Here is a 13,584-nt window from a genome sequence, read left to right on the forward strand (position 1 = left end):
GTGAGGGGATTTTCATGTTCATATCTGGTTTCAACACGCGCGGCGCCTTGATGCTCGGCGCGGCGGTGACCGCGCTGGTCGCTTCGGCTGCGCAGGCCAAGCCGGTCGATTTCGATATTCCATCGCAGCCTCTGCCATCAGCCCTGCGGACGTTCGGGCTGCAGAGCGGCACGTCGATCGTCTTTTCCGCCTCGTCCACCGGCTATGGGCCGTCGGTGCCGATCAAAGGGCAGTATGAGCCCAAGGAAGCGCTGGCCCGGCTGTTGGGAAGCGCCCCTCTGCAGCCGCTGGAGCGCGGCAGCGGCTTCACCGTCGTGCGCATGGAGCCGCGGCCTGCCGCCGCCATGGCCGCACCAGCGCCCGCCGCGCCTGCGCCGCAAGCCATGGCTCAGGCTGAGCCGGCGCCGGAGGCCGAAGAGGGCGATGCGATTGTGGTCACCGGCTCACGGATCGCCCGTTCCGGCTTCACCGCGCCGACGCCTGTCACGCAGCTCGGCAGCGAGCGTCTGGCGAATACCTCGGCGGCCAGCGTTGGCGAGGCGCTTGCCCAGCTTCCCGCCTTTCGCGCCACCACTTCGCCAACCACGTCCGGCGTGACCATCGGCGCCGGTGGCGCCCGCACGGTCGATCTTCGCGGTCTGGGCGCGCAGCGCTCGCTGGTTCTGGTCGACGGGCGCCGGTTCGTGCCCAGCACGATTGCCGGCGCTGTCGACACCAATCTCATTCCCGGCATCCTCATTAATCGGGTCGAGCTGGTGACGGGCGGCGCCTCGGCGGCCTATGGCTCGGATGCCGTGGCCGGCGTCGTGAACTTCATTCTCGACAAGAAGCTGCAGGGCTTCCGGGTCAATGTGCAGGCTGGCATCTCCGAGCGAGGCGAGGATAGCGATCAGCTGATCGCCGCCGCAGCAGGCACCAGCTTTGCCGGTGGACGCGGCCACGTCATCATCGGCGGCGAGTATAACAATAACCGCGGCATGGGCGGCTGCTACAGCTATGATCTTTGTGCGCAGGAATGGCAGGTTCTGACCAACACCGCCTACCGCACCAACGGCCAGGCGGCGCGGATCATCAGCCCGAACGTGCGCACGGCGACACAGACCTACGCCGGCAAGATCAACGCCCCGACCGCGCTCGCGACGATCCAGTTCGACGACGCGGGCAACCCGGTTCCGTTCGTGCGCGGGCAATATGCGACGCTGTTCATGCAGGGTGGGAGCGGGCAGGGGCAAAACGCCTTCCGGTCCGCCGGCGTTCTGAAAGTGCCTGTGGAGCGCTATGCCCTCTACGGACGCACCGAATATGAGCTGGGCGCGGTGACGCCGTTCATCGATGTGTCCTATGGCCGGGTGCGCGTCATCACGCTGGGCGCGCAGACCCGCGACACCAATCTGACCATCAATCGCGACAACCCCTATCTGCCGCGGTCGATCGTCAACCAGATGACCACGCTTGGCGCGCAGACGCTCACCTTCGGGCGCGTCGGGCAGGATCTTGGCGTGGCCGTTGGCGACAATGTCACCAAGACCTTTCGCATCGTCGGCGGTTTCGATGCCGATCTTGGCAATGGGTGGAAGGCGGACGCCTATTATCAATTCGGCCAGACTGACGCGAGCCAGATCGTCGAGAACAACCGCATCACAGCCAACTTCACGCGGGCGCTCGATGCCGTGGACGAAGGTCGGTTCCGCACCGGCGTAGACAATGGCAATATCGTGTGCCGTGCGACCCTCAGCCCCAATGCTGCGGTCCGCGCCGCCGCGACGGGCTGTCAGCCGCTCAACCTGTTCGGCCAGTATCGCTTCTCGGAGGCAGCGCGCGCCTACAGCTTCGGCACCTCCGAACAGCGCACGCGCTTTCAGCAGCATGTGGTCGCCGCCAACCTGCGGGGCGACCTGTTCGACTTCGGCTCCGGCCCCGTCTCCATCGCGGTGGGCGGCGAGTATCGCAGCGAGCGTGTGAGCGGCACGGCAGACCCGATCTCGCTGACCAACGGCTTCTACATCGCCAATGCCTCGTCCTTCGGGCCGGAAACGATCAACATCGTGGAAGGCTATGCGGAAACCGTCGTGCCGCTGCTGCGCGACATGCCCGGCATAGAATTGCTCGAGTTCAACGGCGCGATCCGCCGCACGAATTACAGCACCAGCGGTTCTGTGACGACCTGGAAGCTCGGCGGCATATATGAGCCGGTCGAGGGCGTGCGCTTTCGCGGCACACGGTCGCGCGACATCCGCGCGCCCAATGCCGCCGAACTCTATACGCCGCTGGTCGCCTCTCAGGGCTCCATCTTCGACATCTCGAACAGCAGTCAGGTGCTTGCACGCGTGTTCCGCGGCGGCAACCAGTCGCTGCGGCCGGAAATTGCGGATACCACCACCGCCGGCGTCGTGCTTCAGCCGCGGATGATCCCGGGGCTGCGCTTCTCCGCGGATTATTACGATATCAAGATCCGCGACGCGATCGACCTCGTCGGCGCGCAGGTCATCACGGATCGCTGTAACGCGGGCGGGGCCAGCTATTGCGCGCTGATCACGCGCGACACCGGCCCCAGCGGCCTGATCACGGACGTGGTGGACCAGTATCTCAACGTCAACCAGATCAAGACGCGCGGCATCGACTTCGAGCTGGATTTCTCGAAGCGCTTCGGGGCCGACAATCGCATCGCCATCAACCTGCTGGCGACCCGCGTGTTCGATCTGATCCAGGTGGATGCCACCGGCTCTTTGGACCGCGCCGGGCAGACCGGCCGCCAAGTCGGCGGCCCGATCGGCGTGCCGAAATACACGCTGGATGGGACCTTCACCTTCGAGAAGGGACCGTTCGGTGCCACGGTGCAGGGGCACTACATTCCCAAGGGCAGCTACGACGCGAGCCTAATCGGTCCGGACGATCCCAATTACAGCAACACCCTGGCCAACAGCATCGACAATAATGTCGTGGACGACATGCTGACCTTCAATCTCTCGCTGCGCTACACCATCGGTGGGGCAGGGGATTCCACGATGCAGATCTATGCCGCGATCAATAATCTGTTCGATACGGACCCGCCCATCGCGCCGGGCAACTCGGTGACCAACCCTGTTTTCTTTGACCAGACCGGCCGCAGCTACCGCGCCGGCGTGCGTCTGAAATTTTAAGAGGAGAGAAAGAGATGACCCTGGAACGCAGAGATATTCTGACCGGCGCGGCGGGCCTCGGCCTTGCTGCTATGGCGGGCAGTGCCAGCGCGCAGCGACGCGGCGGCGCGAAAGTGCCTGTCATCGACGTTCACACCCACAATTTCACCCCGCGCTGGGTGGAAATGCTGCGCAAGCACCCTGATGCGGACACGAGCCTCCTCCCGACCAAGCCGGACGAAACGATCTCCTATCGTGGCGCGCCGATCGTGCGGCTGGCGCCGGATATGACCGACCTCGACATGCGCATCGCCGCCATGGACAAGGCCGGGGTCGACATCGCGATCATCAGCCTCACGGCGCCGAACGTGTTCTGGAGCACGCGCGAGGTTGCGATCCAGACCGCGCGCGAGGTGAATGACGACTTCGCGGCGGCGGAGAAGAAATATCCCGGCCGCATCAAATGGATGGCCTCGCTACCGTGGCAATATCCCGATGCCGCCATCGAGGAACTCGCCCGCGTGCGCGGCATGGGCGCCGCTGGCCTCTGCCTGATCACCAACATGGTCGGCATGCTGCCGGACAATGAGCATTTCCATCCGGTCTGGAAGGCGGTGGAGGAATCCGGCCTGCCGGCGTTCATTCACCCGACGGTGCCAATGGTTGACATCAAGAAGTGGGGCGTGGAATCTTTCGGCCTCGCCAACACCATCGGCTTCACCAGCGACACTGCGCTGGTGTATGCGCGCTTCATCCTCACAGGCTTCATGGACAAGTTCGAAGGGTTGAAGCTGATCGCCTGCCACGGCGGCGGCACGCTACCCTACCTCATCGCACGGATGGACAAGATGTGGGAGAACACCACCAGCCGCCGGCTCGTCAACAAGCCGCCGAGCGCCTATTTCCGCAAGTTCTGGTACGACGCGATCGTCTACGACCAGCCCACGCTCGAATTTCTTGTGAAGCAAGTGGGCGAGGACCGGGTGCTCTATGGCTCGGACTATCCCTTCTCCATTCAGGACATGGTCGGCGTGAAGGCAAGGGTGAGCGCGCTGCCGCCCGTGCAGCGGGACAAGATCCTGGGCACCAACGCGCAGCAGCTTTTCAAGATCTGAGCCACCGCGGCGAAAGCAAAAACAGGGCAGGCCGCACCACTGGTTGGTGCGGCCTGTTTCTTTTGGTTTGGGGTCGGCCGGCCTGGCGGCCTCATATCGGCAACCTTGCTGAGCTTGTTCGTTCTGCCGACATTATATGCGCGCTACGGCACACGGATGGCGTAGGCAGAGAAAGCCCACAAGCTGGCGATGGAAGGAGTCCGACATGGCGCATGATCATCACGGTGGTGGGCACGCCCATGATCATACCGCCGGAGCCAGCGCCCGGATGCTGATCCTGGCTCTCATCCTCACCTCGATCTATCTCGTCGCGGAGGTGGTGGGCGCGTTCGTCTTCAACAGCCTCGCCCTGCTTTCCGACGCAGCGCACATGTTGACGGACGTGGCAGCTCTGGGGATCGCGCTGCTAGCCATCCGCATCGGCCGCAGGCCCGCCGATGACAAGCGGACGTTCGGCTATCGAAGGTTCGAAATTCTGGCAGCCGCTTTCAACGCGGTTCTGCTCTTCATGATCGCGATCTACGTCTTCATCGAAGCGATCTCGCGCTTCAACGCGCCCCAGGAGACGCAATCCCTAGGCATGATGATCGTGGCGGCGATCGGGCTGGTGGTGAACCTTGTCTCGATGCGGCTCCTCTCGGCCGGCAAGGACAAGAGCCTCAACGTGAAAGGGGCTTATCTGGAGGTATGGGCCGACATGATCGGCTCAATCGGGGTGATCGCGGGTGCCATTGCCATTCGCCTCACCGGGGCGACATGGATTGACCCGGCCGTGGCGATCGCGATCGGCCTGTGGGTGTTGCCGCGGACCTGGGTCCTCCTGCGCGATACGACCAACATCCTACTGGAAGGCACGCCCCAAGGGCTCGATCTGGGCGAGGTCCGCCGCGTTATCGCTGATGTGCCCGGGGTTGCCGGTGTCCATGATCTCCATGTCTGGTCGATGTCGAACGATGACATCAGCTGTACCTGTCATGTCACCCTGAGCGGGGAGGGGCGGGCCGATGCCGTCCGCATGGCGGTGACAAACGCCATCGCATCGCGCTTCGCCATTCACCATGTGACGGTGCAGACCGAAGCGCCCGATCTTACCTGCGCGGAAGAGCATCGGCACGGATGAGAAGGGGAAGCCCCCGACCCGTCAAAACATCTCCTGATCAAAGACTTTCCTGATCGAGCTCAAAACTCTCTTTTGAATATCATCTGAGCTTTTCTTGCTGCAGACGAACGTAATCCAGAAGGTCGTTTCGTCGTGAGATAATTTCACGATGTCACCACTCTCAACAGCAGAGCGGGCGTGATGATCGAGCAGGAACGTCTTGGCGCCCCTTTCGATAGCTTCCGCAATAATCTGGTCTGAAAAAACCTGAGACTGGATTATGTTGTGATTAAATTCACGGGATTGAATTTCCTTGATGCAAATCTCGTTGACCCCATGATTGGAGCTCGGAGTCACATAAGGCAAATCGTCGATGTTTATTTTTCCATCCACGCACATTTTATAAACGTTCGTAGGAACATAGACCGAGGCCAGAGACTTTTTGAGATAATGAAAATTCACCTGATCATTCTGCTGCACATATAATCTCGCGATGCAGAATGCACTGTGATTTGTGGAGAGACGATTCACGATCTCCGTTGTCGATTCAAGAATCGTCAACCGCAATTTGCTCGGATAAACGGCTTCATTTATAATTTTTATTTTAGGCTTCACGAATGTTTCGAAGAAATATGGCCTCGTTATAAACTCCAAATCCTCTTCGATACCTGCGTTCAATTTTGGCGATTGTATTTGCTTTTTAAGCTGAAGGGTTTCGTTCGCGAGTTTCAGCGTGCGCTGACCGCCGCTGGTTAGTTCCGGCGATTTTCCAGCCGCGCGGTCGAAGAGGGCGGTGCCGCACGCGCGTTCCAGAGCTTTTATCTGCTTGCTGACAGAGGCTTCACTGATGTCGAGCTTATCCGCAGCCCGGCGGAATCCGCCTGCTTCCACCACCGCCAGAAAAATCTCGAGTTGCCTCGTCGTCGCCATACCCACACCATACCGATAACCAATTGGTTATCACGGTGATAGCCCGCCGGTACATTGCTTCTCAAGCGCTTTCCTCCGAACTGACGATCAACCGGCCCGCGAGAGGGGACGGATCAATGTTTATAAGGGGGAGGAATCGTGTCCAAGATTCGCACTTTACTCGTACGGGCCAGCGTCGTGGCCGTCGCATTATCTGCCGTCACGCCTGTTATGGCACAGGGACAAGCCACAACCGACAATAGCGCGCAGGAGGCCGATGGGGGCGTCGGCGATATTGTGGTGACCGCCCAGTTCCGCTCGCAGCGTCTTCAGGACACGCCGATCGCCATTACCGCGATGGATAGCGCGATGATGGAGTCGCGCAGCTATAACACCGTCACTGATCTTACGAACAGCGCGCCCAACGTCGTCTTGAAGCCGACGACCTCGGCCTTCGGCCCTGGCGCGGCGATCTATGTGCGCGGTGTCGGACAGGCGGATACCAACTTCGCTTATGAGCCGGGCGTGGGCCTGTATGTCGACGATGTCTATCATGGCACGGTATTCGGTTCTCAACTGGACCTGCTCGATCTCGAGCGGGTGGAGATCCTGCGCGGGCCACAGGGAACGCTGGCGGGCAAGAACTCCATCGGCGGCGCCGTCAAGCTCTTCACCAAGAAGCCCTCGGGCGAAGGCGGCTTCATCGAGGCCACGACGGGCAGCTTCGACCGCCTCGACTTACGCGGTGCAGGCGATTTCGCGCTCGTGCCGGATCGGCTTTTCGTGCGTGTATCGGGGGCCACGCGCAGCAAGAAGGGTTATCTCGACCGGCTGGATTTCGGCTGCGTCTACCCGAATAACGGGGTGTTCACGGCCTCTGCCGCGGTTGGCAAAGATTGCGTGATCGGACAGGAAGGCGGCACGAAGTACACCGCCGGGCGTGTCGCTTTGCGCTGGATCGCCAGTGACGACATCGAGGTCAATGTGGCGGCCAGCCGTTTGGTGGACGATTCAGAGCCGAGCGCAACCAAGCTGCTCGCGATTACGGTTGCGCCGACGCTGACGCCCGGCATCGCCAACCGCAACGTGTTCATCACTGGGCCGGAATCTTACACAAACTACGCCAATTACACGACGCCCGCATTCACCGATGCTGGCGGTAGCCACAGTACGGTGGTGTGGCAGCCCAATACGCGTCTTCGCACCTGGGAGGTCTCCGGCTCGATCGACTGGAAGCTCGGCCCTGATCTGGCTCTGAAGTCGATCACCTCGTATCAAAGCATATCCGGCCGCTATGGCACGGATTTTGACACGACGCCCTATGGCATCAACACCAACAACATCACCAACACTCACCACCAGTTCACCCAGGAACTGCGTCTCAATGGCACGAGCATTTCGGGGCTGCTGGATTGGACGCTGGGCGGTTATTATTACAAGGCCACCAGCTATATCGAAGGCGGCAGCATCATTGCGCCGGGGGCGGCGACCTCTTCCGTTTTTTATTCGGATGACACCATTCCGGCACGCAGCGTTTCCGGATTTGCCCATGTCACGGCGCATCTCACGGATCGCCTCAACCTGACCGGCGGTATTCGCTACACCGACGACAAGAAGGACTATAACTTCCGCCGCTTCAACCCGTTCAACACGAGCCAGGTGAGCTATACCGCACAGCGCCTCATCGACGGTGCGGTGGGCAGTTACAGCGGCAAGCGCTGGGATTATCGCGCCAATATCGATTATCGCCTGACCGACGATCTGATGGTCTTCGCGCAATATTCCACGGGCTTCCGCGGCGGTGGCGTCAATCCGCGGCCGTTCGTCATTCAGCAGGTGGTGCCGTTCAATCCCGAATCGCTGGAAGCCTATGAAGTCGGCTTCAAGAGCGATCTGCTGAATCGCGCTGTCCGGCTGAACGCGTCTGCCTTCATCAACAATTACAAGGACATCATCTTCTCGAATACGGCGCCAACCGTCGAAAACGGGGTTGTCCTGACACCGCAGAACGCGACCCCCACCAATGCCGGCGACGCCCGATTCAAGGGGTTCGAGGCGGAACTGACCGTTAATCCGCTCCGTGGCCTGTCGTTCGACGGCAGTGTCAGCTACCTCGATTTCCAGCTCACGAAGTTGGGCGCGGCGGGCGCCACAATTGCCGGCATCACGCTCAATTCGATCGCGCCTTTCGTGACCGAGTGGAAAGTCAGCGCTGGTGCGCAATATGAGATCCTCGTCGGGAACGCGGGCACGCTGACCCCGCGCCTCGATCTCGCCTATCAGTCGTCCTTCTACACCAACTCGGACAATAACCCGGCGTCCTTGGTGCCGGCCTATACGATGCTGAATGGTAGACTGACCTGGCAGTCCGCCGATGAGGATTGGAAGGTCTCGCTCGCCGTGACCAACCTCACCGACAAGTTCTACTACCAGAACAAGACACGCCTGCCGATCGGCCTCGTCATCGGGACGCCCGGCGCGCCGCGTGAATGGTCGCTCACCGTCAGGCGGGCGTTCTGATCCGTTCCTGCCGCCCGGACACGCGCCGGGCGGCAGGGCATGTGAAGGTTTCCCTGATGCAACTGATCGCCGGCACAACATTCACAATGGGGTCTGACGATCACGATCCGGAAGAAGCGCCGGCCCGGAGAGTGAGAGTTCGCTGCGCGCGGGATGCGTGAGCCAGAATAAGAGGACTGCCCCAATGTCACCCCGTTCTGCCAAGCTCCGCCTCTCTCTCCTTGTCGCCTCATTGCCGGTCCTGGCCATGCAACCGTCGCCGGCCGTCGCGGCCGATGAGCCGGCGCAAACATGGCAGGCCTATCCCAAGGAGCCGGTCGCTCCCAAGGACGCACCCAATGTGCTGCTAATCATGACCGACGATGTCGGCTTCGGCGCGGCCTCGACCTTTGGCGGACCTGTCCCCACGCCGGCCTTCGATGCCCTGGCGCAGAGCGGACTGCGCTACAATGCCTTCCACACGACCGCGATGTGCTCCCCGACCCGCGCCGCACTGCTAACCGGGCGCAATCATCATGCGGTGGGGAGCGGATCGATTGCCGATGTGTCGCTCGATGCGCCCGGCTACACGTCCGTCATTCCCAAGAGCGCGGCGACTATCGCCCAAGTGCTCAAGATGAATGGGTATGCCACCAGCTTTGTCGGCAAAAATCACAATACGCCCGTGTGGGAAAACACGCCGGTCGGACCGTTCGACAACTGGCCGAACGGCATGGGCTTCGATTATTTCTACGGGTTCAACGCCCCCTATGCCGATCAGTTTAATCCCGCCCTGATCGAGAACCGCAACACGGTGCGGGCGCCAGAGGACCCCGATTATATTCTGGACCGGGATCTTGCCGACAAGCTGATCCACTGGATTGACGTGCAGCATAACCTGCGGCCGGAGCATCCCTTCTTCGCCTATTTCGCCTCTGGCTCGACGCATGCGCCGCACCAGGCACCGCCCGAGTGGATCGCGCGCTTCCGGGGCCAGTTCCATCAGGGATGGGATGTGCTGCGCCAGCAGACCTTCGAGCGGCAGAAGCGGCAGGGCATCATTCCGGCCAATGCCCAGCTCTCTCCGCGTCCGGAGCAGATTCCGGCCTGGGACCAGGTCAGCCCCGAGGTTCAGCGCGCCTACGCAAAGCAGATGGAAGTGGCCGCAGCGCAGCTTGCTTTCTTCGATTTCCAGATCGGGCGCGTGCTCGATACGCTGCGACGGAACGGCCAGCTCGACAATACCATGGTCGTCTACATCCAGGGCGACAATGGCGCGAGCGAGGAAGACCTGCGCGGCAGTGCAGACCTGCTCCGGGTCATTGCCGGCAATCCGACAACGGACCAAGACCTGATTGCCGCGATGGGTGACTATGGTGGCCCAAAATCCTTCGGCACTTACCCGGCCGGCTGGGCCTGGGCGACCAACGCGCCGTTCCAGTGGGGCAAGCGCGTCGCATCGCATCTGGGCGGCCTGCGCGATGGGATGGTGGTGAGCTGGCCGGCGGGCATCAAGAAGGGCGGGGCGATCCGCCAGCAATTCACCCACGTCATCGACGTCGCGCCGACCATTTTCGAGGCCGCAGGCGTCTCCGCGCCCGACGTCGTGAACGGCGTGCAGCAGCAGCCGATCGATGGGACGAGCTTTCTCTACACGTTCAAGGATGCGGCGGCGCCAGAGCGGCATCGCGAGCAATATTTCGAGATGCTGGGCAACCGGGCCTATTACAAGGATGGCTGGATGGCATCGACCCTGCCGGGACGGGCCCCGTGGGATGGGGCAGCCAAGACGCAGCCGGCCGATTTCAAATGGGCGCTCTACAACCTTCGGAGCGACTGGTCGCAGACGGAGGATGTCTCCTCCCAACATCCCGCGAAACTGGAAGAGCTCAAGGCGGATTTCGACGCCGCCGCGCGTCGATACGCCGTCTACCCCCTGAACGCCGATCTTCATACGCGCATGGCGCCCCAGTTCCGGCCGTCCTTGCTCGGGCAGAGGACCAGCTTCACTTACTACCCCGGCGATACGCGGTATACGAACTACGCTTTCCCGACGATCGCGGCCGGCTGGACCGTGACCGCCGACGTATCGACTGCGGGCCCAAGCTCCAGTGGGCCGATCTACGTGCATGGGGACCATTTTGGCGGCATGGCGCTGGTGCTGAACGCAGGGCGCCCCACCTTTATCGTGAATCCCGGCAGTGCCGGGACGCCGGTGGAGATTTCTCCGCGAGATGCGCTGCCAGCGGGCCGTTACAAGATTGCGGTAGATTTCGAACCCGCCCCCGCAGGCGGCACCACCGTACGCCTCAGGGTCGACGGCGCCGAGGTCGCGTCCACGGCGCTAAGCCAGGCCCTCCGCGGCCGTGGCGATGCCTATATCGGGCGCGCCGGTACGGCGCCGCTCTCCTACACCCCGTCCGTGGCGCCAGTCGCAAGCCGCTGCACCTGCGACATCGCATCCGTCACGATCAGCAAGAACGCCCGGTAAACCAGGAAAGACCGATCATGCCCATGAAATCCCGTATCGCCCGCATCGCAGGATCGACGGCGCTCTCGCTCCTGGTTCTGGCCCATGCCGGCGCAGCGATGGCGAAAGAGCCCGCAGATCGCACGCAAGCGCCGGAATGGCGCTATTATCCGAAGGCACCCAGCGCCCCCAAGGGCGCGCCAAATGTGCTGCTGATCATGACCGACGATGTAGGCTTCGGGTCGGCAAGCACCTTCGGCGGCCTGATCCCGACGCCCACATTCGACGCCCTTGCCAAGCGAGGCCTGCGGTACAATGAGTTCCACACGACCGCGATGTGCTCGCCCACCCGCGCGGCTCTCCTCACCGGCCGCAATGCCCATGCCGTCGCTTCGGGCTCGATCACCAACGTCGCCATCGATGAGCCGGGCTATACCTCTGTCATGCCCAAAAGCGCGGCGACCATCGCACGGGTGCTGCGTGACAACGGCTATGACACGGCGTTCTTCGGCAAGAACCACAATACGCCGGTCTGGGAAACCGGGCCCATGGGCCCCTTCGATCGCTGGCCCAATGGGATGGGCTTCGACTATTTCTACGGCTTCAATGCCGCCGCCAGCGACCAGTTTCGCCCCGAGCTGATCGAGAACCGCAACGCCATCGAGCCTCCCAAGGATGGCGATTACATTTTCGACAAGGACATGACCAACCATCTGGTGGACTGGTTGCGGGTGAAGTGGAGCCAGAAGCCCGACAATCCTTTCTTCGTCTATCTTTCCCCCGGCACCATGCACTCCCCGCATCAGGCGCCGGCAGAATGGATCGCGCGTTTCAAGGGGCGGTTCGACATGGGCTGGGATGTGATGCGCCAGCAGATCTTCGACCGGCAAAAGCAGTCAGGCACGATTCCGGCCAATGCGGTTCTGACGCCTCGGCCCGATGCGGTGCCGGCCTGGGACAGCCTCAGTCCGGAAGCCAAGCGGACCTATGCCCATCAGATGGAGGTGGCGGCCGCGCAGCTTGCCTATTTCGATGACCAGCTGGGCCGGGTGATCCGCGAGATTGAGGCCAATGGCCAGCTCGACAACACCATGATCATCTATCTGCAGGGCGACAATGGCGCCAGCATGGATAGCCGGCGCGGCGCGGTGCAGGAGTTGCAGAGCCTGATCGGGATCGAGCCGACCGAGGCGGAACTGATCGAAACGTCGGACCAGAACGGAACCCCGCATAGCTACTCGAACTACAATGCCGGCTGGGCATGGGCGCAGAACGCCCCCTTTCCATGGGGCAAGCAGATCGCCTCGCATCTCGGCGGGCTACGCGATGGGCTGGTCATCAGCTGGCCTCAGCGCATCAAGGCGACCGGGCAGGTCCGTAGCCAGTTCCACCATGTGATCGATATCGCGCCGACGATCTATGAGGCAGCCGGCGTCGTGCCCCCGACGGAGGTTGATGGCGTGACGCAGCAGCCGATCGACGGCGTCAGCATGGTCTATAGCTTTGGGAACGCGACCGCGCCCTCCACGCGCCGGGCGCAATATTTCGAGATGCTGGGCAATCGTTCCTATTACAAGGATGGCTGGCTGGCCTCGACCACGCCGCCCCGCGCGCCCTTCGACCGCTCGACCACCCCGCTGGACCCGTCGACGTTCAAGTGGGAGCTCTACAACCTCACGCAGGATTATTCGCAGTCGCGCGATCTGGCCGCTCAGCATTCCCAGAAGCTGTCCGAATTGCAGAAGGATTTTGAGGAGGCAGCACGGCGCTATCAGGTCAATCCGATCCAGGCTGACCTGATCGGGCGTGTGGGGGCGGGGAAGCGGCCCTCGCTCGTCGATGGTCGCAACCAGTTCACTTATTATCCTGGGCCAACCCGTTATCCGCAGGGGACGTTCCCGGCCCTCGGCATGGACTGGACCATGCGCGCAGCGATCACCACCGCGAGCACGACTGCGAAAGGGCCGATCGTGATCATCGGCGATGAGGCCGGGGGCGGGGGCCTGATCATGCAGGATGGTCGCCCCACCTATCTCTACAACCCGAGCGGGCGGGAAGCCGAACGTGTGCGGCTGGAGGGCGAGCCGGTCTCCGTCGGGCGGCATGATGTCAGCATCTCCGTCACGGCCGCGCCCAAGGTCGGCCCGCGCGCCGCGACGATCGCCATGATCGTGGATGGCAAGGTGGTGCAATCGCAGGATGTCGCAGTCTATTATCCGCTACGGGGCAGCGGTGTGATCGGCCGGTACAATGTCCGCACCCTGCTGGAGAACATGGCCGAGCCGGCCATGTCCGAACTCGCGATCGACCGAGTCACCTTCGAGAAATCAGCCAACTGAACTGAGAGGGAGGGGCGCCGCAGCCAACTGCTGC

7 protein-coding genes are annotated in these 13,584 nt (G+C 62.2%); 6 read left to right on the top strand and 1 reads right to left on the bottom strand.

Going from position 1 to position 13,584, the window contains the following annotated elements; all coding sequences use genetic code 11:
* The first annotated feature begins 14 nt into the window (after window positions 1–14).
* The 3 genes from M2331_RS07465 to M2331_RS07475 all read left to right on the top strand — a co-directional run bounded on the left by M2331_RS07465 (window position 15) and on the right by M2331_RS07475 (window position 5,354).
* On the top strand, window positions 15–3,140 hold the full coding sequence (locus M2331_RS07465) for a TonB-dependent receptor domain-containing protein (protein ID WP_181559691.1): 3,126 nt from the start codon (window positions 15–17) through the stop codon (window positions 3,138–3,140).
* Between the two features lie 14 nt (window positions 3,141–3,154).
* Window positions 3,155–4,234, top strand: a complete 1,080-nt coding sequence (locus tag M2331_RS07470) for an amidohydrolase family protein (RefSeq protein WP_181559692.1) — start codon at window positions 3,155–3,157, stop codon at window positions 4,232–4,234.
* Between the two features lie 205 nt (window positions 4,235–4,439).
* A complete protein-coding gene (locus tag M2331_RS07475) occupies window positions 4,440–5,354 on the top strand; it encodes a cation diffusion facilitator family transporter (protein ID WP_181559693.1) in 915 nt (304 codons plus the stop codon).
* Between the two features lie 21 nt (window positions 5,355–5,375).
* Here the strand turns inward: M2331_RS07475 and M2331_RS07480 are convergent, their stop codons facing one another.
* Entirely contained in the window at window positions 5,376–6,263 is an 888-nt protein-coding gene (locus M2331_RS07480) for a LysR family transcriptional regulator (RefSeq protein ID WP_181559694.1), read from the bottom strand.
* Window positions 6,264–6,401: 138 nt separating this feature from the next.
* On the opposite strand from M2331_RS07480, the gene M2331_RS07485 reads away from it, so the two are divergent.
* The 3 genes from M2331_RS07485 (at window position 6,402) to M2331_RS07495 (ending at window position 13,550) form a co-directional block, all read left to right on the top strand.
* Window positions 6,402–8,762 carry a TonB-dependent receptor gene (locus M2331_RS07485; RefSeq protein ID WP_181559695.1) on the top strand — a complete coding sequence of 787 codons (2,361 nt, stop codon included), beginning with the start codon at window positions 6,402–6,404 and terminating at the stop codon, window positions 8,760–8,762.
* A gap of 247 nt (window positions 8,763–9,009) precedes the next feature.
* On the top strand, window positions 9,010–11,232 hold the full coding sequence (locus tag M2331_RS07490; protein ID WP_264592325.1) for an arylsulfatase: 2,223 nt from the start codon (window positions 9,010–9,012) through the stop codon (window positions 11,230–11,232).
* Between the two features lie 17 nt (window positions 11,233–11,249).
* Window positions 11,250–13,550 (top strand): arylsulfatase, encoded by a 2,301-nt coding sequence (locus tag M2331_RS07495; protein ID WP_181559697.1) that lies wholly within the window; start codon window positions 11,250–11,252, stop codon window positions 13,548–13,550.
* Window positions 13,551–13,584 lie beyond the last annotated feature (34 nt).

It is taken from the genome of Sphingobium sp. B10D7B (genome assembly GCF_025961955.1).
GTDB lineage: Bacteria > Pseudomonadota > Alphaproteobacteria > Sphingomonadales > Sphingomonadaceae > Sphingobium.

Excerpts from the sequence above, each read along its gene's own strand:
- M2331_RS07480 (WP_181559694.1), bottom strand. The coding sequence starts at position 6,263 with ATGGCGACGACGAGGCAACTCGAGATTTTTCTGGCGGTGGTGGAAGCA.
- M2331_RS07495 (WP_181559697.1), top strand. The coding sequence starts at position 11,250 with ATGCCCATGAAATCCCGTATCGCCCGCATCGCAGGATCGACGGCGCTC.
- M2331_RS07490 (WP_264592325.1), top strand. The coding sequence starts at position 9,010 with ATGCAACCGTCGCCGGCCGTCGCGGCCGATGAGCCGGCGCAAACATGG.
- M2331_RS07475 (WP_181559693.1), top strand. The coding sequence starts at position 4,440 with ATGGCGCATGATCATCACGGTGGTGGGCACGCCCATGATCATACCGCC.
- M2331_RS07470 (WP_181559692.1), top strand. The coding sequence starts at position 3,155 with ATGACCCTGGAACGCAGAGATATTCTGACCGGCGCGGCGGGCCTCGGC.
- M2331_RS07465 (WP_181559691.1), top strand. The coding sequence starts at position 15 with ATGTTCATATCTGGTTTCAACACGCGCGGCGCCTTGATGCTCGGCGCG.